Origin of the sequence: Thiomicrospira sp. ALE5 (assembly GCF_900112445.1) — a bacterium.
In the GTDB taxonomy this organism is placed as follows: Bacteria; Pseudomonadota; Gammaproteobacteria; order Thiomicrospirales; family Thiomicrospiraceae; genus Thiomicrospira.
This window is the reverse complement of the sequence record NZ_FOYY01000004.1, coordinates 109,366-134,504: the sequence shown is the minus strand read 5'-3', so window position 1 is coordinate 134,504 and position 25,139 is coordinate 109,366. Positions and strand designations below refer to the sequence as shown.

The 25,139-nt window shown below is 43.2% G+C and carries 24 protein-coding genes; all 24 read left to right on the top strand.

Annotation, left to right across the window (positions count from 1 at the left end; all coding sequences use genetic code 11):
• Positions 1-14 precede the first annotated feature (14 nt).
• The 24 genes from flgL to BM293_RS07275 all read left to right on the top strand — a co-directional run bounded on the left by flgL (position 15) and on the right by BM293_RS07275 (position 25,108).
• Positions 15-1,031 (top strand): flagellar hook-associated protein FlgL, encoded by a 1,017-nt coding sequence (gene flgL / locus BM293_RS07390; protein ID WP_093448085.1) that lies wholly within the window; start codon positions 15-17, stop codon positions 1,029-1,031.
• Between the two features lie 27 nt (positions 1,032-1,058).
• Positions 1,059-2,423 (top strand): murein transglycosylase domain-containing protein, encoded by a 1,365-nt coding sequence (locus BM293_RS07385; RefSeq protein WP_093448083.1) that lies wholly within the window; start codon positions 1,059-1,061, stop codon positions 2,421-2,423.
• A gap of 53 nt (positions 2,424-2,476) precedes the next feature.
• Positions 2,477-3,475, top strand: a complete 999-nt coding sequence (locus BM293_RS07380; RefSeq protein WP_093448082.1) for an NAD-dependent 4,6-dehydratase LegB — start codon at positions 2,477-2,479, stop codon at positions 3,473-3,475.
• On the top strand, positions 3,468-4,640 hold the full coding sequence (locus BM293_RS07375) for a LegC family aminotransferase (RefSeq protein WP_093448080.1): 1,173 nt from the start codon (positions 3,468-3,470) through the stop codon (positions 4,638-4,640). Before BM293_RS07380 ends, BM293_RS07375 begins: the two co-directional genes overlap by 8 nt.
• Positions 4,633-5,274, top strand: coding sequence for an acetyltransferase (locus BM293_RS07370; protein WP_093448079.1), 642 nt, complete (start codon positions 4,633-4,635; stop codon positions 5,272-5,274). Before BM293_RS07375 ends, BM293_RS07370 begins: the two co-directional genes overlap by 8 nt.
• Positions 5,271-6,272: an N-acetylneuraminate synthase gene (gene neuB / locus BM293_RS07365; RefSeq protein WP_093448077.1), complete on the top strand. Its 1,002-nt coding sequence runs from the start codon at positions 5,271-5,273 to the stop codon at positions 6,270-6,272. Before BM293_RS07370 ends, neuB begins: the two co-directional genes overlap by 4 nt.
• Positions 6,273-6,319: 47 nt before the next feature.
• Positions 6,320-7,189 (top strand): ORF6N domain-containing protein, encoded by an 870-nt coding sequence (locus tag BM293_RS07360; RefSeq protein ID WP_200770615.1) that lies wholly within the window; start codon positions 6,320-6,322, stop codon positions 7,187-7,189.
• Positions 7,186-8,196 (top strand): PDDEXK nuclease domain-containing protein, encoded by a 1,011-nt coding sequence (locus tag BM293_RS07355; RefSeq protein WP_093448076.1) that lies wholly within the window; start codon positions 7,186-7,188, stop codon positions 8,194-8,196. The genes BM293_RS07360 and BM293_RS07355 overlap by 4 nt, the downstream gene beginning before the upstream one ends.
• On the top strand, positions 8,189-9,364 hold the full coding sequence (gene neuC, locus BM293_RS07350; protein WP_093448074.1) for a UDP-N-acetylglucosamine 2-epimerase: 1,176 nt from the start codon (positions 8,189-8,191) through the stop codon (positions 9,362-9,364). Before BM293_RS07355 ends, neuC begins: the two co-directional genes overlap by 8 nt.
• An 80-nt stretch (positions 9,365-9,444) precedes the next feature.
• Positions 9,445-10,761: an N-acetyl sugar amidotransferase gene (locus BM293_RS07345; protein ID WP_093448537.1), complete on the top strand. Its 1,317-nt coding sequence runs from the start codon at positions 9,445-9,447 to the stop codon at positions 10,759-10,761.
• A 21-nt stretch (positions 10,762-10,782) separates the two neighbouring features.
• Positions 10,783-11,562 (top strand): imidazole glycerol phosphate synthase subunit HisF, encoded by a 780-nt coding sequence (hisF, locus tag BM293_RS07340; RefSeq protein ID WP_093448073.1) that lies wholly within the window; start codon positions 10,783-10,785, stop codon positions 11,560-11,562.
• Positions 11,559-12,191 (top strand): imidazole glycerol phosphate synthase subunit HisH, encoded by a 633-nt coding sequence (gene hisH / locus BM293_RS07335; protein WP_093448071.1) that lies wholly within the window; start codon positions 11,559-11,561, stop codon positions 12,189-12,191. The genes hisF and hisH overlap by 4 nt, the downstream gene beginning before the upstream one ends.
• A gap of 50 nt (positions 12,192-12,241) precedes the next feature.
• Positions 12,242-13,267, top strand: coding sequence for a phosphotransferase (locus BM293_RS07330; protein WP_093448069.1), 1,026 nt, complete (start codon positions 12,242-12,244; stop codon positions 13,265-13,267).
• On the top strand, positions 13,246-14,364 hold the full coding sequence (locus BM293_RS07325; RefSeq protein WP_093448068.1) for a hypothetical protein: 1,119 nt from the start codon (positions 13,246-13,248) through the stop codon (positions 14,362-14,364). The genes BM293_RS07330 and BM293_RS07325 overlap by 22 nt, the downstream gene beginning before the upstream one ends.
• A 27-nt stretch (positions 14,365-14,391) precedes the next feature.
• Positions 14,392-15,183 (top strand): class I SAM-dependent methyltransferase, encoded by a 792-nt coding sequence (locus BM293_RS07320; RefSeq protein WP_093448066.1) that lies wholly within the window; start codon positions 14,392-14,394, stop codon positions 15,181-15,183.
• Positions 15,184-15,236: 53 nt separating this feature from the next.
• Complete coding sequence (locus BM293_RS07315) at positions 15,237-16,307, top strand: nucleotidyltransferase family protein (protein WP_093448064.1); 1,071 nt, start codon at positions 15,237-15,239, stop codon at positions 16,305-16,307.
• Positions 16,300-17,010 (top strand): acylneuraminate cytidylyltransferase family protein, encoded by a 711-nt coding sequence (locus tag BM293_RS07310; RefSeq protein WP_159428467.1) that lies wholly within the window; start codon positions 16,300-16,302, stop codon positions 17,008-17,010. The genes BM293_RS07315 and BM293_RS07310 overlap by 8 nt, the downstream gene beginning before the upstream one ends.
• Before the next feature lie 3 nt (positions 17,011-17,013).
• Complete coding sequence (locus BM293_RS07305) at positions 17,014-19,482, top strand: motility associated factor glycosyltransferase family protein (RefSeq protein WP_093448061.1); 2,469 nt, start codon at positions 17,014-17,016, stop codon at positions 19,480-19,482.
• Between the two features lie 74 nt (positions 19,483-19,556).
• Positions 19,557-20,486: a flagellin N-terminal helical domain-containing protein gene (locus BM293_RS07300; protein ID WP_093448060.1), complete on the top strand. Its 930-nt coding sequence runs from the start codon at positions 19,557-19,559 to the stop codon at positions 20,484-20,486.
• 267 nt (positions 20,487-20,753) lie between these two features.
• A complete protein-coding gene (locus tag BM293_RS07295; RefSeq protein ID WP_093448058.1) occupies positions 20,754-21,683 on the top strand; it encodes a flagellin N-terminal helical domain-containing protein in 930 nt (309 codons plus the stop codon).
• A 27-nt stretch (positions 21,684-21,710) separates the two neighbouring features.
• Entirely contained in the window at positions 21,711-22,136 is a 426-nt protein-coding gene (locus BM293_RS07290) for a flagellar protein FlaG (RefSeq protein ID WP_093448057.1), read from the top strand.
• Between the two features lie 146 nt (positions 22,137-22,282).
• On the top strand, positions 22,283-24,310 hold the full coding sequence (gene fliD, locus BM293_RS07285) for a flagellar filament capping protein FliD (RefSeq protein WP_093448055.1): 2,028 nt from the start codon (positions 22,283-22,285) through the stop codon (positions 24,308-24,310).
• A 23-nt stretch (positions 24,311-24,333) separates the two neighbouring features.
• Complete coding sequence (gene fliS / locus BM293_RS07280) at positions 24,334-24,780, top strand: flagellar export chaperone FliS (protein WP_093448053.1); 447 nt, start codon at positions 24,334-24,336, stop codon at positions 24,778-24,780.
• Positions 24,781-24,805: 25 nt separating this feature from the next.
• Positions 24,806-25,108, top strand: a complete 303-nt coding sequence (locus BM293_RS07275) for a hypothetical protein (protein ID WP_093448052.1) — start codon at positions 24,806-24,808, stop codon at positions 25,106-25,108.
• Positions 25,109-25,139: the final 31 nt, after the last annotated feature.

Genomic DNA, 25,139 nt, shown 5'->3' with positions numbered 1-25,139 from the left:
AGAAAGGTCATGCCATGAGAACTTCGACAGCTTATAGTTTTTTTAATGGTGTTCACACCATGCAGCAGCAGCAAGCTAAACTGGCGGCTACTCAAGAGCAGGTTGCATCAGGAAAAAAAATTAATCGCCCGAGTGATGATCCTTCTGGCGCTTATCAGGTCAGTGTACTAAATCAAGGGATTAAACAACTTGATCAGTTTAAAGATAATGCGAATAGTGCATTGTTTCAATTACAACAAGTAGAAACTGAAATCTCTAGTAATATTGACATATTGCAACGCACAAGACAGCTTGCAGTGGCCATGTCAACGGATACGATGTCGCCAGACAACAGGCGGCAAGCCGCTGCAGAGGTTGACCAGTTATTAAATGGTCTTCTTAACCACATGAATGCTACAAATCTGGACGGTCAATTTTTATTCGCTGGAGATAACACCGATGACCGGCCTTTTGTTGAAGACCCGACTAACCCTGGTTTTGTCACTTACCTAACAGATCCTGCAAGACCGGATAATGATCCGCGTGCTGCATTTGGGCACCGAAGTGTGCAAATTAATTTTGATGATAATTTGCCCGTTCAACCTGAACCAAGCCAAAATCCCTCTAGAGTAAGAATTGCTGAAGTGGGTAGTGAGGTTTTTGGCGCGGGTCTTGCTTCAACATCCTTTGCTAGTACGGATGCCGAGGGTGTTGATCACAATATCTACAATGTAGTCAAGATTATGCGTGATCGATTAGAAGCGGGTGAGCGTCCTGGTGATGACATTTTAGATGATTTAAAAAATGCTATCGATCAACAGGCGGCCACTCTCACTTCAGTAGGTACGCGCGTTAATCGTATTGATGCGCAGCTAGAAGTTAATGAGATTTACAAAATCGCTATGACAGAAAGACGTAGTGGTTTTGAGGATCTGGATTTGGCAGAAGGTATCACGAAGCTAAATTTAACTCAAACGGCGCTACAGGTATCTCAGCAGACATTTGCTAGAGTACAGCAGTTATCATTATTTAATTTTATTAATACCCGCTAAAACCGTTTAGCGGGCGAGGTTGAAACCATGCTTGCTAAACTCACTACACTCCACCAATCGAGTACTTCTAGTCATCGTTTTTGGTTCAAGACTAGTGTTGTTTTTTTAGGCTTATTTTGGGCGTCTGGCTATGCACTCGCCCAGCTTCAGCAACGAAGTCTGGCGACTGAAGATAAAGTCGTGCAGGCGGCTATGCCTGTTAGTGAAGATAACCTTGTTGAATCGATAGGTGCAAGTAATGCAACCCCTTCTATCGCAAAGCTGAATTTAGACGCTCCCCCTGAAGTTAATGCTAACGCTGAACCAAATGACAACGCCATTGTTACCCTAGCCAGTCAAGCGATGCATGTAAATACTGTTGAATCAAAGTTAGCGACACCGACAGTGTCCACAACGGATGCAGTAAAAGATCCAGTAGTAGAATTAGTTGCTGCGCCTGCCGAAAACAATGTGGCTGTTGCAATAGAACAAGCTGTTACTAAACCAACGCGTCCGCCAGTGTTTGTTGCTATTCATAATGACATGATTACATTTGAATTTAGCGCCGAGATTGCCAAACAACAGACCGCCATGATGCGTGCTTTGGCTCGGGCCATGTTAACTGATCAATTGTTTCAAGAAGATCAGTGGTTATCAACGCAACCACTTAATTTACAGGCACGTCCAACCTTGTATCGTCGTGTCCTAGATCACCGTCACGATACGGTCACCACACCCATTCAAGCGCATGCTTATGCACAGTTTCTTATCCAGCGTCGTCTTGATTGGGTAGAGCGACAAGGACAACCTGTAGCACAAATTCGTATTCCATTAAGTCAGTCTAATTTGCCCGCTGCTGCACAACCCTATGAGGCGTATGTCTTGCGCTATGCTAATGAGTATAAGATTTCGCCAGCCTTGGTATTCGCGGTGATGGAGGTGGAAAGTAATTTTAATCCGCGTGCTATTAGTCGCTCTAATGCGATGGGTTTAATGCAAATTAAAGACTATGCAGCTGGGTTGGATGTCTATCAAAAAGTTGATGGTATTAATCAGATGCCATCGCGCAATACACTGTTTAACCCGGAACAGAATATTCGTATTGGCACGGCTTATTTAGCATTGCTTTATCATGATTATTTTGCAGCAGTAAATGATGCTGAGACACGTTCGGCTTTGGTGATTGCCGCTTACAATGGTGGCTTAAATCGGGTATGGCCTTTGTTTGGCAACGATATGGAGTCAGCAATGTGGCAGGTAAACCGGTTAAGCACCGCACAGGTTAAGCAGCGAATTAGTCAGCAACATTCTTCTGCCGAAACACGCAATTACCTCACTAAGGTGCTTAACACCCAAGCGCATTACCAGGCCTGGTTGGGGCGCGATGCTCAGCCGCTGTTAGCCGCGCGGTGAGGAAATCTGTTTTTGAGTTGAGATACTTAAAATTTATTTGATTGGACGTTTAAATGGCAACATTCTGGCAAGGCAAAAAAGTTTTAGTGACCGGTGCTGATGGCTTTATTGGGTCGCATTTAGTTGAAGCCCTTGTGATGGCGGGCGCAGATGTGCGAGCATTGGTACAGTATAACTCGTTTAATAGTTGGGGCTGGCTGGATCAATCGGTCCTAGCCGATGAAATGGAGATTATCAGCGGCGACATTCGAGATCCGTTTTTGTGTCAAACAATCTGCAAAAATATCGATACCGTGTTTCATCTGGCGGCGTTAATCGCGATACCTTACTCCTATGCTGCTCCTGGCTCTTATGTCGATACCAACGTGACCGGGACGTTAAATATGGTGCAGGCAGCGCGGGATCAAAACGTGCGCCGCTTTATGCATACCTCCACCTCGGAAACCTACGGCACAGCGCAATATGTTCCGATTGATGAAAGCCATCCGATGCAACCGCAATCGCCTTACAGCGCGAGTAAAATCGGCGCGGATGCGATGGCGATGTCGTATTTTTTGGCGTTTGAAACGCCTGTGACGATTGCGCGACCGTTTAATACCTATGGCCCAAGGCAATCGGCGCGGGCGGTAATTCCGACTATTATTGGTCAGATTGCCGCTGGTCAAACTCAAATTCAGTTAGGCGATACCACGCCAACGCGTGATTTTAATTATGTTGCCGATACCTGCCAAGGCATGATGGCATTAATGACGAGCGATAACACGATTGGCGAAACCGTGAATATCAGCTCAAATTACGAGATTTCGGTTCAAGATACCTTGGAGTTGATTAAGCGTTTAATGGGTTCAAACGTCGAGTTTGTGCAGGATGCGCAACGTCTCAGACCGAAAGATTCTGAGGTGTTTCGTTTGTGGGGGGATAACACCAAATTAAAAACCTTGACCGGCTACAGCCCAACCACATCACTGGAAAACGGACTGCAACAAACCATCAACTGGTTTGTTCAGCCACAAAACCTAAAAGCCTATAAAACTGGGCTTTATAATGTCTAATCACCATACCCTTAAGAGCAAGCAGGCCTGGTTGTCTATGATGGCGTTTATGCGCCAACATTATCAGCAAGCGGAAGGGTTAATTCCATTACATGCGCCCTGTTTTGACGAGGCCGAAAAACGTTTAGTGGTGGATTGTATTGACTCGACTTTTGTTTCATCGGTCGGGCAATACGTGACCGAGTTTGAACAACAAGTTGCCGATTTTACCGGCGCCAAACACGCGGTGGCGGTGGTGAACGGCACGATGGGATTGTATTTGGCGTTAAAGGTGATTGGCTTGCAGGCAAATGAGCTGGTCATCACGCAATCCTTATCCTTTGTCGCTACGCCGAACGCGATCAAAATGCATCAAGCTGAACCGGTGTTTGTTGATGTTGAACGCGAAACCTTGGGCATGTGTCCGCAATCGCTCAACCAATTTTTAACCGAACAGACGGCACAGCAAAACGGTCAATGCGTGCATCGCCAAACCGGTCGGGTGATTCGCGCTTGTGTGCCGATGCACACCTTGGGTTTTCCCTCCCGTATTGACGCGATTTTAGAAACTTGTAACCGACACCATATTGCGCTGGTAGAAGATGCGGCTGAAAGTTTAGGCAGTTTTTATCAAGGTCAGCATACCGGACGTTTTGGTCAATTTGGGGTGTTTAGTTTTAACGGCAATAAAGTCATCACCACCGGTGGAGGTGGCATGCTGATTACCGATAATGCCGAACTCGCTCGTCACGCCAAACACTTAAGCACCACCGCCAAAATGCCGCATGCTTGGTTATTTGAACACGATGAGCCGGCTTATAATTTGCGGATGCCGAATATTAATGCCGCGCTGGGCGTAGCACAAATGCAAAAGTTGCCGGCTTTTTTGACAGAAAAGCGCGCTTTGGCGAAGGCGTATCAACTACAACCAGGCCTGGTGGTACTGAACGAACCAACAAACACTCAATCGAATTACTGGCTGAACGCGCTGTTATGCGAGTCTGAAGCCGAACGTAACGCGTTTTTAGAATTTACTAACCGCCAAGATATTCAAACTAGGCCTTTATGGACACCGATGCATCAACTGGCAATCTATGCCGATTGTTTGCGCACCGACATGACGAATACCGACTGGTTGGCAGAGCGGGTGGTGAATTTGCCAAGCGGGGTGCGCTGTGATGGCTAAAACGCCGATTATATTGGTTGGGGCCGGCGGGCATTGCAAGGCCTGTATTGATGTCATTGAGCAGATAGGTGAATGGCAGATTGCGGGGATTATCGACCGCCAAGACTCCGGGGTGAAAACGGTGTTGGGTTATCCGGTGATTGGCTGTGATGAGGATTTGCCTGAACTGCGAAAACAATACGATTATGCCTTGGTAACCATCGGGCAAATTCGGTCTTCCGAAGCTAGGGTGAGATTATTTGAACAACTCAAAACGCTAGGCTATAAACAACCAGGCCTGGTATCTCCCTTAGCCTATGTTTCACAGCATGCCACCATTGGGGTGGGTACAATTGTGATGCATCAGGTGTTGGTGAATGCTGGCGCACAAATAGGTCAAAACGGGATTATCAATAGCCAAGCGTTAATTGAACATGATGTAGTGATTGGCGATGATTGCCATATTGCTACCGGTGCCAAAATTAACGGGGACGTCAAAATCGGGCGCGGTTGTTTTATCGGCAGCGGCGCGGTGATTAAACAAGGTGTAGAACTGGCCGACAATGTGATGATTGGCGCGGGCGCGTTAATTTTAAATAACATCACCAGGCCTGGTTGTTATGTAAATCAAGGGCGTTTATTGGAGTCGAAATGAAACATTCAGTTTTTATTATTGCCGAAGCCGGCGTTAATCATAATGGCTCGTTAGACATGGCAAAACAACTGGTTGATGTGGCGGCTGAGTGTGGCGCGGATGCGGTCAAATTTCAAACCTTTAAAGCAGAAAATCTCGTCACCCAATCCGCACAACAAGCCGACTATCAAATTGTCAATACTGGTAAACAAGAAAGCCAGTTTGCTATGCTAAAACGCCTCGAACTCAGCGAAGCGGATCATCATGAATTGGTTGGTTATTGCCAGCAAAAACAGATTGAATTTATGTCCACGCCGTTTGATTTACCGAGCATTCAGTTTTTAAACAGCCTAGGTGTGAAGCGGTTTAAAATTCCATCGGGTGAGATTACTAACTATCCGTATTTAAAAATGGTTGGCGCGTACAACAAACAAATCGTGCTCTCATCGGGTATGGCAACGCTCGCAGACATTGAAGCGGCTTTAAGCCTGTTAATCGAATCGGGCACAGATAAAGATAATATAACCCTTTTGCACGCCACCACCGACTACCCAACCCAAATGCAAGACGTCAACCTAACCGCCATGCAAACCATTGCACAGGCATTCAGAGTCAAGGTGGGCTACTCTGATCACACGCCGGGCATCGAAGTGCCGACCGCGGCGGTGGCTTTAGGCGCATCGATTATCGAAAAACACTTTACGCTCGATAAAAACCTACCCGGCCCCGATCACAAAGCCAGCCTAGAGCCGCAAGAACTGCAAGCGATGGTGCAAGCCATTCGCAATATCGAAATCGCGCTGGGTGATGGCATCAAACGCCCAACCGCCACAGAACAAAAAAATAGGCAGGTCGCCAGAAAAAGCCTCGTTGCCCTAACCGAAATTAAAAAAGGCGACATCTTTAGCGAACACAACCTCACCGTCAAACGACCAGGCCTGGGTATCTCGCCAATGCGCTGGAACGACATCATCGGCCAAGTCGCGCACAAAGACTACCAAGCTGACGAGTTGATATGAATTACGAAAACGCCAGATGGCGAAGAAAATTTTAAAAAGAACACTCTATGGAAAACTTAACGCCAACAGACTATCAGCTTGTGCAGTCTAAAATTTACGCGATTCGCAATACGCAAGTCATGCTGGATCGTGATTTGGCGCAATTGTACGGCGTACAAACCAAGGCACTAAATCAAGCAGTAAAACGAAACATCTTACGGTTTCCAGAACGTTACTGCTTTCAGTTGACTCAACAAGAGTTTGAAAACTTGAAGTCACAAATTGTGACCTCAAGTGGACACGGTGGCAGAAGAACCGCCTGTGGATATGACATCCCTAAAGAAGTGGTCAGCGAAGAGATTGTCAATCCCATCGTCCACCGCGATTACACCAGTCTTGCCAGCGTGGAAGTCGTGCTTTACAGTGACCGGCTAGAGGTTTGGAATCCCGGGCAACTGCCAAAAGGCATCAACTTACAAGACCTCGCCCAACCGCATAGCTCTCATCCGGTCAATCCATTGTTAGCTGAGCCGATGTTCCTCGCAAAATACATCGAAAAAGCCGGAACCGGCACCACCGATATCATTGAAAAATGCCAACAAGCAGGCCTGCTTGCTCCTAAGTTTGAAGTCAAAGCGGGGTGTTTTTTTCTTACAGTGCACAAGGCCCAAGATAAGGCCCAAGAAAGTGTTCAAGTATTAAATCAAACAGAGCAAGGAATCTTAAAAGCGTTGCAATCTGGCATAAAAACAAGTATGCAGTTGTTAGAGGCACTGGGTTACAAAAGCAAAACAGGTAATTTTAAACGTGCCATCTCACACTTGTTGGACATAGAATATATCGAAATGACCCAGCCCGACAATCCAACAGCCAGGAATCAGGCATACAAATTAAATGTGGAAAACGCCAAACACCTGTTGGATGCTAAAAAACAATGACAACGCCGACCCATATCGCACAAACTGACTTTTACAGCGACATCAAAGCACTGCTTCACGGTGCGCGTAACAAAGTCTATCAAACTATCAACCAAACCATGACCCAAACCTACTGGGAAATCGGTCGTCGTATTGTCGAGCAAGAACAGCAAGGCCAAGCGCGGGCGCAATACGGTGCCATGCTCATCAAAAATCTATCGGACGAACTGACACAGGAATTTGGGAAAGGCTTTTCGGTTGATAACCTTGAAAACATGCGTCGTTTTTACCTCGCCTATTCAAATTCCGAGACGCCTTCTCGGAATTTCACCCTAAGCTGGTCGCACTTCATTTTCCTAACGCGCATCAGCAACCCAAACGAGCGCCGTTTTTACGAAATCGAAGCCTCCAACAACCGCTGGAGCCTAAAAGAACTCAAACGTCAATTCAATACAGGCCTATTCGAAAGGCTACAACTCAGCAGCGAAAAAAACACAGTCCAACAGCTCGCCACACAAGGGCAGATTATCGAATCCCCCAGCGACCTAATTAAAGATCCCTACATTCTCGAATTTGTCGGCCTGCCCGTTTTAGCAAATTACAGCGAAAGCGAACTAGAGCAGCGCCTCATCGACAAACTCGAAAACTTCCTGCTCGAACTCGGCAAAGGCTTTACCTTCGTAGCGCGGCAAAAAAAGATCACCATTGATGAAAAACACTTCTATGTTGACCTCGTTTTTTATAACCGCCTGCTAAAATGTTTTGTCGTCATCGACTTAAAAATCGGCGAACTCAAGCATCAAGACTTAGGCCAACTCATGATGTACGTAAACTACTTTGATCGCACAGAAAAACAAGACTACGAAAATCCAACTATCGGCATCGTCTTATGCAAAGACAAAAGCAAAGCTTTGGTGGAAATGACCTTACCGGAAAACAATAATCAAATTTTTGCCAGCAAATATCAAACGCTACTGCCGAACAAAGAAGAGCTAAAAGAACTGCTTGAGGAAGCTATCAGTGAATAACCAAAAAACAAAAAAAATCTGTGTCGTTACCGGAACCCGTGCTGAATACGGATTGCTGTATTGGTTAATGAAGGCTATTGAACAAGAGACAGAATTGCAGTTGCAAGTGATTGTAACCGGAATGCACTTGTCGCCAGAATTCGGTTTGACTTATAAAGAGGTTGAAAAAGACTTCAAGATTGATAAAAAAATCGAAATGCTGTTGTCCTCCGATACCGCAGTCGGCATTTCAAAATCGATGGGATTGGCGCAAATTTCCTTTGCCGAGGCCTATGAAGAACTGCAACCAGACCTGGTTGTGCTACTCGGTGATCGCTACGAAATCTTCTCAGCCGCATCCGCCGCCATGATTGCGCGGATTCCTATTGCGCATTTGCATGGAGGTGAAACCACAGAGGGTGCGATTGATGAAGCAATCCGTCATAGTATTACTAAAATGGCCTATTGGCATTTTACTGCCGCAGAACCCTATCGCCAGCGTGTCATTCAACTTGGTGAGTCACCCTATAGAGTATTTAATGTCGGTGGGTTAGGGATAGAAAATATCAAACGGTTAAAGCTGTTATCCAAGTCAGAGTTTGAAGATTCAATTGATTTTAAGTTAGCGGAACGCAATTTGCTTGTAACTTATCACCCAGTAACCCTAGATAATGCGTCAGCTACATCACAGTTTCAGGCTGTATTAAACGCCATTGATGGGTTAAAAAATACGAACATTATTTTTACAAAAGCGAATAGTGATACTGACGGGCGCGCTATCAATCAAATGATTGGCCATTACGTTAGCCAAAATCCACATAAATCGGTTGCGTTTGCTTCGTTGGGACAGTTGCGCTACCTAAGTGCATTGCAATTTGTTGATGCAGTCGTGGGCAATAGCTCAAGTGGATTATTGGAAGTGCCAAGTTTTAGAAAGCCAACGATCAATATTGGCGATAGACAAAAAGGGCGCTTAAGAGCGGGTAGTGTGATTGACTGTGAGGCTGAAACAGAAGCCATTGCCAATGCGTTAGAGAAAGCCTTTTCTAAGGAGTTTGAGTCAGTATTGTCTCAAACAATCAATCCTTACGGGGATGGATTGGCTAGCCAGCAGATTTTGGCGGTTATTAAAAAACACAATCAAATAGACCATTTAAAGAAAAGCTTTTGTAACCTACCTATGTTTTGAGGTGGCGTGAAAATTTTAATTATTTAGAAGAGTTTTTTGTGAATTTGGGCTTTCAGATTAAAAAAAACAAGGGATATTTTATGACTTTTATTATTGCCAAACCTCAGCCCGTCGATTTATCTCAATTTGAGTTGCCCGATGATCAACTCGAAGTGAAGTACGGCCTACCCAGAGAAGTGAAGTTCTGTAAAAAATGTACCATTTCAAATCAACGACCGAATTCCGCTGTCGAATACAAACACACCAAAGACTCAAAAAAAGCCACGATTCATTTTGATGAAGAAGGGGTGTGTGATGCCTGTCGTGTTGCGGAAGAAAAAGAACACACCATTGACTGGGGAATGCGTGAAGAAGAGTTAAAGGCACTGTGTGACAAACACAGATCGAAAGACGGTTCTTATGATTGCCTTCTTCCTGGCTCTGGTGGTAAAGACAGTTTTTATGCATCGCATATCCTTAAAGAAAAGTATGGCATGCACCCGTTCACCGTTACCTGGGCGCCACATATTTATACCGAATGGGGTTGGCGAAATTTCCAACGTTGGATTCATGCGGGGTTTGATAATCAGTTGATGACACCAAACGGGCGAGTGCACCGTTTGTTAACTCGCTTATCAGTGGAGAAACTGTTTCATCCGTTTCAAGCCTTTATGATTGGGCAAAAGGCCTTGGCCCCTAAAATGGCAGCCATGTTGAATATCCCGTTGGTGTTTTTTGGTGAAAATGAAGCAGAGTATGGTAATCCTAAAGAAGACACGCAGAAGGCGCAACGAGACTGGGATTATTTTGCGCTGACAGATGAAGCGGAGATTAATATCGGCGGGGTGTCACTACAGTCACTTAAACAAGACTTTGGTTTAAGCAAAGCCGACTTGGAGCCCTATATGCCTGCCGACCCACAACACTTAAAAGAAACCGGAGTCGAGGTGCACTATCTTGGTTATTACCTTAAATGGCACCCACAAAGTTGCTACTACTATGCACATGAACACGGCGGTTTTGAAGCCTCACCAGAACGGACACCGGGCACCTACTCTAAATACAACTCGATTGATGACAAAATTGATGATTTTCATTATTACACCACGGGTATTAAGTTCGGTATTGGCCGCGCCACTTATGATGCGGCGCAAGAGATTCGCTCTGGAGACATTGACCGAGAAGAAGGCGTAGCTTTAGTCAAACGTTTTGATATGGAGTTTCCCGAGCGCTTTGCTGATGAAATTTTCCAATATTTAAGTATTCCCGAAAAAACGTTTCCTAAGGCTAGCACTATGTTCGAGCAACCAATTATGGATCGCCAATACTTTGACCTGCTCACCGATAGCTTCCGTAGCCCGCATCTTTGGAAAAAAGAAAACGGTGTGTGGGTGCAGCGTCACAAGGTGTGGCAATAATAACCAGGCCTGGTGCTTTTAATGATTCGATTAATTCCACGTTTAGATATTAAATCTTCACACTTGATTAAGGGCGTTAAGCTTGAGGGTTTGCGTAAGATTGGTGCGCCAAGTGAATATGCCCGAAAATATTACCAACAAGGAGCCGATGAACTTTTGTATATGGATGCGGTGGCGTCGCTCTATGGTCGCAATAGTCTGACCGATTTAATTAAAGAAACCGTCAAGTCGGTCTTTATACCGATTACCGTCGGAGGAGGCATCCGTTCAGTGGATGATGCGCGCGCAATATTACGTTGCGGCGCGGATAAGGTTGCGATTAATACCGCTGCGGTTCAGCGGCCCGAATTGATTGGTGAGATGGCGCATACCTTTGGTGAGCAATGTGTGGTGTTATCTATTGAAGCGATTCGTCAAGCTGACGGACGATGGCTCGCCTTTACCGACAATGGGCGAGAACATACTGGTTTGGATGTGGTTGAATGGGTAAAAGAAGCGGTTAATCGAGGGGCAGGCGAGATTTTGCTTACTTCTGTGGATCAAGAGGGCGGGCGAAAAGGTTATGATTTGGAGCTGGTACAAGTCGTTTCTTCTGTGGTGAGTGTCCCGGTGATTGCTTCCGGTGGCATGGGGCAAGCCAAAGATGGCATCGCCGCAGTTAAATCGGGTGCGAGTGCAGTAGCGATGGCGGATATTTTGCACTATGAGCGCGACACCGTACCGGGTATCCGCCAGGTGCTTGCGGAAGAAGGCATTCCTGTGCGTCCTCAAGCGTCAATTCAACAGGGTGGTACAGAATGAAGCGGGTCACCTTGATTGACTATGGCGCAGGCAATTTGCTGAATGTACAACGTGCGTTTGAACATGTTGGGGTGCGGGTTGAAATTGCCACTGAGGCAAAGCAGATTGAACAAGCTGAACATCTAGTGTTTCCCGGTGTGGGCGCGTTCCCCGAGGCTATGCGTCGTTTGCAGCAAAAAAATCTGATTGGAGCGATTCAGCAGGCTGCGGTTGATACACCGTTTTTGGGTATCTGTTTGGGTATGCAAATGATGCTGGATCAAGGGGAAGAGTTTGAAAGCACGCCCGGTTTGGGTTTGATTGCCGGCCAGGTTAAAGCCTTGCCGACCCGCACCTTGGATGGTAAGCCGATGAAAGTGCCGCATATGGGCTGGGAATTGATTCGCTCCAATCACCAGGCCTGGTCGAGTAGTTTATTGAACGATATTCCGCCGCAAAACGCGTTTTATTTTGTGCATTCGTATTACGCCGATGTCCAGAATGTCACCGACCAATTGGCTGTGTTTGATTTTGGCGGTCATTCGATTACGGCCGCGATTCAGCGCGAACATTTAATGGGGTGCCAATTCCACCCGGAAAAATCCGGATTGATGGGGTTAAAGGTTATTGAGCGTTTTCTAGATATTTAGTATGGCGCCATTGTGTTTTTTGTGTATTGTTTTTAGCTCACAGGAGCAGTATGACTGATATTTGGGTTCCGAATACGCCTGCGTTTGAAGGACTGCTCCCGCATGAGGTGTCTTGGCTGCCATTGGATTGTGATCAGGCAGAACAAATCCGAAGTATTTGTGGTTTTGATGGGCGCATTGAGCGCATGGTTAGTTACCAGGCCTGGCCTCGCGGTTATTATCGAGTTTTGAATCATCCGAGTTATTTCCTAAAAATTACCGATAAAAGGCATGCGCAACGCCAATTTGAAGCAGATCATATTGTTGAATACCTGCAGGCAAAAGGCGTCACTGTTAATCGACTCTTGCTCGGTTTTCCTAAGTCGGCAGCCGAATTGGGCGATGCCACTTTAAGTTTGATGGCTTATCCTTATCTGAATGCGGAATTTATCCAACCCAATTGCTTTTCGCTGACCATGTTGGGTGAAGCGATGGCTCATTTGCATTCAGCCTTAGCCGAAGCACCGTTTTCTGAACAGGTGAAGTCACGCGGTTTAAAGCGTCATAAGGCGTTGATTGAACGTTGGCGACAAAGCAAAGAGCAGACATTTAGCGATCAGGAAGCGCAGGCGATTTTGGCGCAGGCGGATAAAACCTTATTGGGCTTGTTGATTGAGGATGCGCAATGTGTTCATGGTGATTTGAACTTCGGCAACGTGATGTTAGACTGCAACAACCATGTAGTGTTTTTGGACTTTGAAGACGCGCAGTCGGCCTGGTTTAATCCGCTTAAAGATTTGGCGTTCGTGATTGAGCGTTTTATTTTGATTCACCAGCCACAGGATATGGGTGCGCAATTAAATGCTTTGCTGTCGTCTTATTATCGGGTTTATCCAAAACGTTTTGACCATGCCGATCATTTGGTCGGATTTTTACAGGCCCTGGCGGTGCGAAGCTTACTGATTCTGTCAGAAGCCGAACGGCAAGGGCGTAGCGTGCCACACAGTGAATGGGAAAAATTTGTGTTTTTATATAAGCTGGCACAACAGAACCAATCGCGTTTACAAGACATCTTATGCCAACTCACTCTAACATAAAACTGCTGATTACCGCGCGTGATCCGGCCACCGCTTTATCCTTCCAAGTACTGATTCCCCAGCTTGCGGCAAATTCTGATTTTGATATTCAAGTGTTAGCTCAATTCCCAGCCAGCGAGCTGTTAAATGCGCATCATTCCATTCGAATTTTTGATGCAGAAACATCACTGGAATCTCAAATAAACAAGTTGTCCGAATTTTGTGATACTTTTCAGCCGGATGCTGTACTGACCGGTATTTCGGGGCCGGATGCAGGGGTAGACGAAGTCGCGTTGATTTGGGCAGAGCGTCATGGCGTGCCGAGTTATGCGCTGCAAAGTTATTGGGGTGATATTAATCCACTAATAGATATTTTTCCTAATACGGTGTTTGTCTTAGATCAACTTGCTGTAGAGTTAACACGTAAGCGTTATCCAGCGATAGACTGTATTCCCGTTGGATCGATTAAACACAACGAGTTTGAGGGCTTTGACGCTCTGGCAAGCCGACATTTACTGCGACCAGGCCTGGTGGCTGAAGGGCAAGTGCTATTAGGCTTTTATGGGCAGCCGTTAGAGGACAATCCCGGTTATATTAAAACCCTAGAAAGGTTAGCTGAGCAGCTTCATGTTTGGTCTAGGCCGTTTAAAGTAATGTATCGTCCACACCCTAAAGAGTCGAAAGTATTGCGTCGCAAGACGTTTGCCTTATTAGAACAAGCAGTCGGAGCACGGGTATTTTTTGATCCAGGCTTGGAATTGAAACAAAGTTTAAGTGTGTGCGACTTGGTGGTGAGTGCGTTTTCGACCTGCGGCTTTGACGCACTACATTTAAATAAAATATCACCACGGGCTTTTAGTAGTAGTGTGTACTTATGGTTTGAACCGGAGTTGATTGAATGGTGGCAATCCTATAATCAGTTAAAAAATGACCCACTTTTAGATACAGGTATGATTTTATGTGCCGATAATAATACTGAGCTTTTAGAGACCTTTGAAAAAGGGATTGATCCATCTTTTCAGAAAGAGGTTCGCTTAAAAGCGCTTGAGTACTTTCCAGAATCTAATGATGGATGTAAAAAAATTATAGAAACGATCAGTAACTTGCAAAAGAAGTAGTTAAAATCAGCCTATTTGGAGAAAATTTTGAACGTAATCGAGAAAACAATATCCCTTGTTACAAGACCTTTTTTATTAAAACCCAGATTAGAAGTGAGTCAACCTGGTGAGTACGCTCGAGGCTTTAAAGAAGTAGACCTTGCATATTGTAAAACTTACCATGAATCTTTTGAGTCAAGACCTGGAAGAAAAATGATGTGGCAATTTGAAAAAGCGTTCTTGAAAGATTTTGTTAAGACTAAACTGCCTCGTACATACTTAGACTTCGCAGGCGGTACGGGTCGCGTAGCAAAATTAATGGAAGAGAATACTAAAGCAAATCAGTATATTCTAGATACATCGACTTTAATGCTTGAGGTGGCGCGTAGCCATTTGTCCAAAACCTGTATTTTGAATGCGGATTTTAAAGATGATCCTTCAGAACTCGAGGGCGTTAGGTTCGATTTAATTACGGCATTTCGGTTTTTTCCAAATGCTGAGCCCCCCTTAAGAGATGCAGCAATGAATTTTATATCCACGAAAATGGAGTCAGGTGGATTTTTAATCTGCAATAATCATAGAAATTTTTGGTCGATTCCGTACACACTATCTCGATTAACTTTTCAGGGCGGAGATAAAGGTATGTTGAATTCAGAATTAACAACGCTGGCAGAAAAAAATGGATTTGAACTAGTTAAAGTGTTTTCTATTGGGAAATTGCCACAGAATGAATTTAACACCATTATGCCGTGGCACTGGTTAAGATGGATTGAGCATAAGCTTTTAAGTTGTTGTACGATTTTGGGTTATAACACAATTTTTGTTTTTCGTAAGATCTAGCCGTTGTTCATGTTAATTGTCTTACTTTAATTCTAACGCCTATGGTAGCGCCTATGATGATTACTATTCTTGATAATATCACGGTCAGACTAAATGATTCGTTACGTACAGTCTTAAAAGTTTTGGATGTGAGTTCTATGCAGTTTGTGGTGGTAGTAGATGACAATCTGCGTGTTTGCGGAACCATAACTGATGGTGATATTAGGCGTGCATTATTAAGCGGAGCAACACTTGATCTTGATTCTAGTCTTTTTATGAACCCCAAGCCAACTTGTGGATTAGAAAATAAGAATGAGGCGGCGTGGCGCGCATTAATGCATTCCAAGGGCTTACGGCATTTGCCTATTGTTGATGGTAATGGCATTTTGATTGGGTTGTTTTACGATAAACCTGCAAGGATCGAGAAGTTACGTAATCCCGTTGTTCTGATGCTTGGTGGGAAAGGATTACGGCTTAGACCTTTAACTGAAAATATCCCCAAACCAATGTTGAATGTTGGCGGTAAACCAATACTTGAAACTATTGTTAACCAACTTGTAGAGCAGGGATTTTATAAGTTTTATTTTTGTATCAATTATCTTGGGGATCAGATTAAAGCTTACTTTGGCAATGGAGACAGATGGGGGGTAGACATACAATATATAGAAGAGGGGTCTTCCTTAGGTACGGCAGGCGCTTTGGCTTTACTACCGGATGTAACGGATGATTTTATTGTTATGAATGGTGACCTTTTAACTAAAGTAGATTTCGTGTCCTTATTGAGTTTTCACCTAGCCCATAACAATGTGGTTACCGCTTGTGTAAGAGAATATTCACAACAAATTCCTTATGGAGTTGTGGAGTTCACTGACTCAAAAGTGACTCAAATTATTGAAAAACCGTTGCAGCGATATTTTGTAAACGCTGGCATTTATGCGTTATCTCCAGCTTCACTTAATCAAGTTAGTATTAATGGTTATTATGATATGCCTGCTATGATGAACGACCTTTTAGATCAGAACTGCGCAGTTGGCGGATTTCCTTTAACTGAATATTGGATGGATATTGGCAAGATGCCTGACTATGAACAAGCTCAGGTTGATTACGGGCTGCACTTTCACAGTGAGGAGTTTAATGATGAATAAAAAAATTACAGCCATTATTCCCGCTCGTGGTGGCTCTAAGGGTATCCCAAGAAAAAATCTCTATCCAATTAATGGCAAACCACTCATTCAGTATACTATTGAAGCAGCAAAGAATAGCCATTATTTAGATCAAATTGTGCTTAACTCTGAAGATGAAGAGATAAGACATTTTTGCAGTGATTTAGGTGTAGATGCATCCTACAAAAGGCCTTATTCCTTAGCCGGTGATCAATCAAGATTAGTTGACTCTGTTGTTGAGTGGCTTGATTGGATGGAGGTTAATCATGATTTGCCAGATGTTATAGTCCTATTACAGCCAACTTCGCCACTGCGTACCGCTGAGTTAATTGATTCCGCGATAGAAGCATTTTTGAATAAGCCAGCTGTTTCATTGGTTGGTGTAACTGAGATGAAGGAACATCCTGCGAAAAGTATTTTTGTCGAAAAGGACTCCTGGCGTTATATCGTTGACTCAGGGGCTTATGTTCCTAGAAGACAAGAATTAGAAAAAAACTACTTTACAATTAATGGAGCGATTTATATCGCGACTCCAGAGTGGCTTAGAAACTATAACGATTTTACTGTACAAGGCAAAACACAGCTTTTTGAAACACCTCACGATCAAGCGGTAGATGTGGATGCAATGATAGATGTACATATTGTTGAAGCAATTTTGAATGCAAAAACAATTAAATACGAGTAGTTTATGTTGAATTTAGAAGATAAAAGAGTCAATCCTTTTGGTGAAGTATTTTTTACCGAAGTAAACCAGTTGTTGTTTGCGAAAGAACCTTCGGAAGCAATCTACAAAAGGCACTTTTCCGAGTTACTAAAACATGAAGAGATGTTATTTGTAATTATAGGAACAGACTCGGGTCTTTTTTACAAGTTTATAAAAAACCAAGAGCTACCAGGGCATCTGAAGTTTGTTTTTATTGATTTTGATGAAGTATATGCAGGCATTGATTTACAAGGTGAATTGTCCAATGACCTTGATCAACAAGTAAATTTGGTAACTGCTTCTTTTAATATTGAATTATTAGCAGCCTCTTTTCAAACCTATTTTTTACGGCATAAGGTTCAGCTGATCAAGTCAATGGCCGTCATTGATAGCCCTAATCATGGAAACTATGATTTGCTTTGGCTTGAGAAACAGGCCGCGTTTAATAACTTAGTAAATCGGATTTATATTGCTCAAAATACGATGCAATTTGACAATGCTCGTTTATACAATGTTGCGGATAATGTCATACCGATTAAGCAACTTGGTGAGCCGTTAACTAATCTTACCGCTATTATATTAGGGGGGGGGCCAACATTAGATGAAAATATCGATTGGATAAAACTAAATCAGGAAAATTTAGTTATTTTTTCGGTTGCACGAATTGCTCAGCGCCTAAATGATGAAGGTATCGTGCCTGATTTTTTTGTATCGGTAGATCCTCATGATGTCAGTTTTGATAACTCTAAAGGAATTTTTGCATTTGAAGAAAGATCCATCCTTCTACATAGCTATCATGTAAATCCAAAGTTGCTCTCACAATGGACTGGAATAAAAGCCTATGGTGGCAATAGATATGGATGGAAAAGTACTCTGCCGGTTAATATTGCAGCACCAGGGCCCACTGTAGTGAACACAGCGTTTCATTTCGCAGTTGAAATGGGGTGTCAACATGTATTGTTGTCTGGTGTAGATTTTTGTTTCCCAGCTGGCAAGACACATGAAAAAGGCAGTAATGAGTCAAGGTTATTCGCAAATCTTGCGTTATCTGACTTGATAACAATTACTAATAATGTCGGTGATTTAGTTGAAACAAAACCCACTTTAATGGAGACAAAGCTTTCATTTGAGCGGCAAATTAAGTTCTTTAAAACTAGAGCGAACAGTCTCAAGGTGATTTCTCTTGGCAGTCAGTCCGCTAAAATGGACGACGTTGAATACCAAATGCCAGACCAGCTGAATTTAGATAAAACTCCTAATATTTCTAATGCGCTTAAACATATTAAGAATGAGTTAACTATATCAATAGAGTCTTACCACCAGCACATTAAAAGTACCATTGTAGATATTGATAATCAGTTAAAGCGCTTTAAAACGGTTCACAAATATGCCGTTGATGGTTTTTTAGCCGTTCCTAAATTAATCGACAAGAAGTCTCAGCAACCAAAAAAGAAAACAAAAGATAAGCTCGAAAAACTTAGAAAAAAAATCAACAATGCATTAAATGATGATGCAGATATGTTGATGAATTATAACTTTATTCACTTTATGGATAACTTTAACCCTGATCAGAGTAATATTGAAAATATTGAAGCGGCTTCAGAACAATTAAGTGTTTTTTTTCATTCAGTTAAACAGTCCAGCCAAGAGTTTCTTCATCTTTTAGAAATTAGTAAAGAAAGAGCTCAATTGAGGTTGAGCGAAGTTGTGGGTGACGACCCAACTAAGCTTTTTCCCTATTGGTTAAAGTATGAAGAATTCGGACGGAGTCGCTTTTGGCTGAGATTTAATGAAATGCCAAATAGTGATGATGAAATATCGTGCATTAATGATGCTTTCAATAGCTTTAAAGCTGAGCTAGCAAATGTTGATACAAAGTTGGCTGGTAAGCTCAAACAATCGATACATTCGTTGCCTGTGTTGCTTGAAAGAATAAAGCAAGCTAGAAAAGAAGGGAAGTTTGACAAGTTGAATGATATCGTAGAGGTCGCTAGTCAGTTAACTGATACAAGTGATAAAAAAGCGATAATGCAATTAGTTGAAGCGATGCAAGCCGAGATATTAAGTGATAAAGAAAATGCTTTCAAGTTGTATACAACATTAGAAGAGCATCGGTGTCGTCAGCTTGGACTACAATATGCTGCAGATATTGCTATTGACCTTCAGCGTTACCATGATGCGATGCAAGTTCTTGAAGAGTTGTGTCGATTCTCTATTGACTACATGTTGCCATACGCTGATCTTGTTGATTTGCTTGGTCAAACTGCGTTTGCTGTAGATATTTTAAATCTATATATCACTCAAAAGCCTGATGCATACCTTATAAATGTAAAAATAGCAAATATGTATACCAAGCTTGGGCAAAAAGCTGATGCAATTGCTGCATTACAAAGAGTTTTACTAGTGGAGCCAGAGAATAAAACAGCACTATCTCTATTGAAAGCGCTTCAATAATTGGCATGATTATAGCTTGTTAGAATGAAGAAGATCGTTTTTCAATTTTAACAATCTGTTTATGGAGACAAATCATGTCAATGGTAATTAACACAAACATGGGTGCTGTGAACGCGCAACGTATATTAGACACGACTTCACGTCAGCAAGCAGACTCAATGGAGCGCTTAACATCTGGGTTAAGAATCAATAAGGCGGCTGATGATGCGGCAGGTCTTGCCGTAGTTACCGGCATGGATACCCAGTCAATTGGTACACAGCAAGCAATACGCAATGCTAACGACAGTATTGGAATGGTTCAAACATTGGATGGCGCATCTGAAGAAGTCGTTAATATGTTGCAACGCATGCGTGAACTTTCCCTGCAGTCGATGAATGGTACCTACAACAACGAAAACCGGGTACAGATGCAGTCTGAGTTTACTCAGCTGCAAAATGAAATTGGTCGTATTGCAGATACGACTAAATTTAATGGTCAGAATATTATGAACTCAGCAAGTTTTGTCGGTTCAGCTGTTCTTGGTATTGGTTCGGCAAATAACGCGGATTTTGCCATTGCAGCCAGTGCAGCAGGAGCATTTAGGGCGCATGTTGGCTGGGAAGGTGGTAGTGATAATCGAGTTGGTGTAGCTTTACTTGACTTTAATACTTTGTCTGCAAGGTCAAGTACTGTGTTTCTGTTTTCTGGTGATACAGCAACTGTTCCTTTTGTTTCCGCAGTTGCTTATGCTTCAGCGGCACTTAATGCAATTGATAATGACCTTGAGGCGCTTTCCACTATGCGGGCAAATTGGGGTGCCATTCAAAACCGTTTGGAGTACACTGTTTCCAATTTACAAAATGTAGATGAGAATATTCAAGCCTCGCGTTCACGCATCGAAGACGCAGACTTTGCTGCCGAGTCGGCAAACCTAGCTCGTACTCAGGTGTTGCAGCAAGCCGGTATGACTATGTTAAGTCAAGCTAATCAAGAATCACAAAATGTGCTTTCGTTACTAAGGTAAAAGATCAATTTTTATTAACAATATTTAGTTTTAATTGCCGTATTGTATGAATTGACCTTGGTTGATAAACAATACGGCACAAGCCAGGTTGTAACCTAAGTAACCTAATGATCGCCTAACCGCATTGTTCACGTACACGCTTAAATCCCCAAAGTAAAATTTTTTAAAAACATTATTAAAGTTTCATTGGCATGAGCCGTTATCTATTTCAGGAACCGGAGCCTAGGTGGCAAATGGTAAGTCTAGAGAGTAGAAAGGAGAAATATCATGTCAATGGTAATTAATACAAACATGGGTGCTGTGAACGCGCAACGTATTCTTGATACAACTTCACGCGAACAATCAGTTTCGATGGAACGTTTAACGTCGGGTTTAAGAATTAATAAAGCGGCTGATGATGCAGCAGGTCTTGCAGTTGTAACGGGCATGAATACTCAGTCTATTGGTACGCAACAAGCCATTCGAAATGCCAATGACAGTATTGGTATGGTGCAAACGCTTGATGGTGCATCTGAAGAAGTTGTGAACATGTTGCAACGTATGCGAGAACTTTCATTGCAATCGATGAATGGTACCTACAACAACGAAAACCGTGTACAGATGCAAGCTGAATTTTCGCAGTTACAAAGTGAAATTGAGCGTGTGGCGGATACCACTAAGTTTAATGGTCAGAATATTATGAATGCATCAAGTTTTGCTGCAAGTGCTGTTTTAAGTATTGGTCAGGTGGCTAATTCAGCATTCGAAGCTGCTGCAAGTGCTGCGGGTGCCTTCAGGGCTCACGTTGGTTGGGAAGGTGGCAACGATAATCGTGTTGGCGTCGCATTACTCGACTTCAATACATTGCAGGCTGCAAGTACGGGTACTCAATTGATGACTGGTAATGGTTCTGGTATCACGTTTGCATCTGCTGTTGAATTTGCCTCTGCCGCATTGAGCGCAATTGATAACGATTTAGAAGCTATTTCAACCATGCGCGCAAACTGGGGTGCTATTCAGAACCGTCTTGATTACACTGTTGCGAATTTACAGAATGTTGACGAAAACATTCAAGCTTCACGCTCTCGTATTGAAGATGCCGATTTTGCTGCAGAATCAGCTAACCTAGCGCGTACTCAGGTATTGCAGCAGGCCGGTATGAGTATGTTGAGTCAGTCTAACCAGCAGTCGCAAAACGTGCTATCATTATTAAGATAATCAATGATTAGCTAGGAGGGTTGTGTCATGGACTCCACGATACAAAATCCAACCGCTGTTGAGTTTAAACCGGTCGTCTCCGGTTTAAACTCGGGTACGAATCTTAAAGAATCGACTGAACTTGCGAAAGCCAATGCGCTTTCGCAAGAGGTTTCACAGGTACAGCCTGAATCAGAAGAGTTAAAACTAAACATTAATGATGCATTAATTGAACGTATCAACCAGCGACTTGAAGATCTCAATGTTGGTCTTGCATTTAGTTTAGATGAGGCAACACGTTCTTCTATCATGAAGTTGATCGATCGATCGACTACAGAAGTAGTTAGGCAGTATCCTAGTGAAGAGGCTTTAAGAGTTATACAAAATATTCAAGCGTTTTTGGATTCATCAACGGTGGTGCCAGCTAAAGATGGCAAAGGTTTAACTGGCGCATTACTAAATCAGATTATTTGACTTAAATCATATATATTATAAGTCTAGTGACCAATGTGTTGCTAGGCTTTTTTTGTATCTAATAGTTATTAAAGTTTAAACTAGGTTCTTAAGGTTTCTATGTTTATGCCGTTAATAATACTAGTAAGATATTTTCGAGGTGGATCATGGCTAATACAATCGGTAGTAATATTGTAAACAGCATTACCGGGGGGCGTTTAGATGCTGGTAATATGGCTAAGGTTATTGCAGAAGCTGAGGTGGCTGGACAACGTGCCATTGTCGATAGAAATTTATCTCGAGTAGAAAAAGAGCAAAGTGGACTTGAGTATCTTAATCTCAACCTAACAGGCTTTAATAGTTTTCTAACTGATTTATCTCGCCCAGACTTTTTCCGTGATATCAATGCTTCTGCAGCTAATCCAGAACAGTTGGGCGTCAGCGTGAGTGAAAATGCGGCACCAGGTAATTATAGTGTTGCGGTTAATCAGTTAGCGCAGTCCCAGACGATTGTATTGAATCAGGTTTTTAGCTCGCAAGACTCTGCGCTTGCAGAAGGTACGGTGGTTTTTAATCAAGGTGGTCAATCTAAGACCTTTGAAATTGGTCCTGCCAATAATACACTTGAAAGTTTTCAACGAAGCTTAAATGCTGCGGATTTGGGTGTGACCGCTGCGGTAATTAATGATGGTGGAGAGTTTCGGTTAATGTTAAGTTCATCGTTAAGTGGTGAGCAGCAAGCATTCAGTGTAAGCGGTATGCCTGGTTTTAATTTTGATATCAATGACCCTGCAAGTGGTGATGCACAACTGACCTCAACGGCTCAAAATGCCCAGATAGCAGTTAATGGTGTGACAATCAACAGCAACACGAATCAGTTTGATAATGTGATTGGTGGTTTGAATTTTACGGCCAAACAAGTCGCTGGACCTCAGCTTGTATCTGTTGAGCGTAATACGGCGGATGTTGTTGAGGCGGTTCAAGATTTTGTATTGGTCTACAATCAGCTGCGTGATATTCTGCGCGATGTGGGCTCAACTGAAACGCTAACTGAGGCGCAGCGTGAAGACCCTGCTAAAGAATTTACTGGTGTGTTGGCTGGTAGTTCCATTTTGCGTAATGTGCAAAGCCAGCTACGCGAATTGGTAACCTCAACGGTGCCTGGCCTACAGGCTCCATTAAATAATCTCGGCTCTATTGGTGTTAGTGTGAATGCTGAGGGTGAAATGTCGCTAGATGAAACTATGCTTAACCAAGCACTGACCGCTAACCCCGCTGCGGTAGCGGCTATTTTTTCTAGGGGTGGACAATCTGACGAGGGACTGGTTGAGGTATTAGGCGGGTCTGATCGTACGGAAACAGGGGATTACCAAGTCTTTGTGACGAGTCATGCAACGCGTGCAAGTTTGCAAACAGATACCACTACATTAAATGCCAGTAATGAAATTGAAATTGGTCCTGACGCTAGCTTTGATATTGCATTAAATGGCTTAGATCCTGTTAGTATATCTTTGGCGGAGGGCAATTATACGCAACAAGATTTTGCGCAGGCACTCCAGTTGGCTATTAACAGTCAGCCCACCATTGCGGCGAGTAGCGCGAGAGTAGATGTCCAGCTTGATAATAATCAGTTTGTGTTAACATCAAGCCAGTTTGGTCGCAACTCTGAAGTACGGTTAGAAAATGTTACTAACCTTGCAAATGCTGGGCTTGTAGATGATGCTGCATCAGGGAGCGATGTGCAGGGGCAAATAGTTACTGCCTCTGGTGATGCGGTGGATCTTGGGACATATGCCAATGAATCGGATGGTCGTCGTATAAAGGTCTCCGAATTCGCGGTAAGTTTATCGGGTAACCCGGTTGGTGTAAGGGGATTAGAACTTAGGGTGTTAGGCGGGAATACAGATGGGGCTACACCTACGGCTAATATTACCTTTAGCCAAGGTTTTGCCGCTCAGATGAGTGAGCGCGTGAGTAACATTCAAGATAAGGATACGGGTTTAATCGGCCAGCGGTTAGCAGGTCTAGAAACGCGAGCAGAGAACTTAGCCGAGCAACAATCAAAACTGGATATACGTTTTGAATTAGCCGAACAACGATATCGCTTACAGTTTTCGGCATTACAAACGCTATTATCACAATTTGACCAAACCCGTGAGTTTTTAACTAACACCTTTAACAGACCCAGAAATTAAGCATTGATTTGAGGAGAAGATTGATGAGTTATGCAATGCAAAAAATGGCACAACAATACCAGAATCATGCTTTGGAAACGTCTATTCCTCAGGCTACGCCATTTCAGCTTGTGAAGATTTTATATGAGTCTGGCATTAAGCACATGAAGGTTATGCGGTTTTTTATTGAGCGCAAGCAAATTTCCGAAAAAACACAAGAGGCTAACCGTGTGATTGGGATAGTTTACGGTTTAAAAGGTGGCTTAGATTTGGAAGCGGGTGGTGAAGTCGCACAAAATTTAAATAGCTTGTATGACTATATTGCTAGACGAGTGACTGAGGCATCTTTTCATAATGATGTAGCTATTTTAAACGAAGCTGTAGAGTTAATGGAGAGTTTACAAGAAGCGTGGTTGCTCATGCCAGATAACTATCAGCAGTTGACTCAACAAGAGCTTAATGACATGCGAAGCCAACGATTAGCCAGTTGATCTATCTCTAGAGTTCAGGACTTGTATGAATGAAAAGCAATCGCTTAGACTAGGATTACTCGCTGCTTCACAACATCAGGTGTTGCTGGCAGAAAAGGGGGACTGGCTTGCCCTTGAAGCCGCGCATAACCAGTTTGTTCAGCAGTTAGAGAGCTACAAAAGTAGCTATTCCATGCAGCAACTTCAACAGGATTCAGCGCTTTATGAAGCCTTAATGTCTAACAATCAGCAGTTGATTCGGTTAACTAAAGATCAGCAGGCCTGCTTGCAAAGTGATTATGTTAAAGAAAAAAAACAGTTTGCTCAAACACGCCAATATGTGACTTAATGTCATTATTATAGCGAATCCTATATACTAG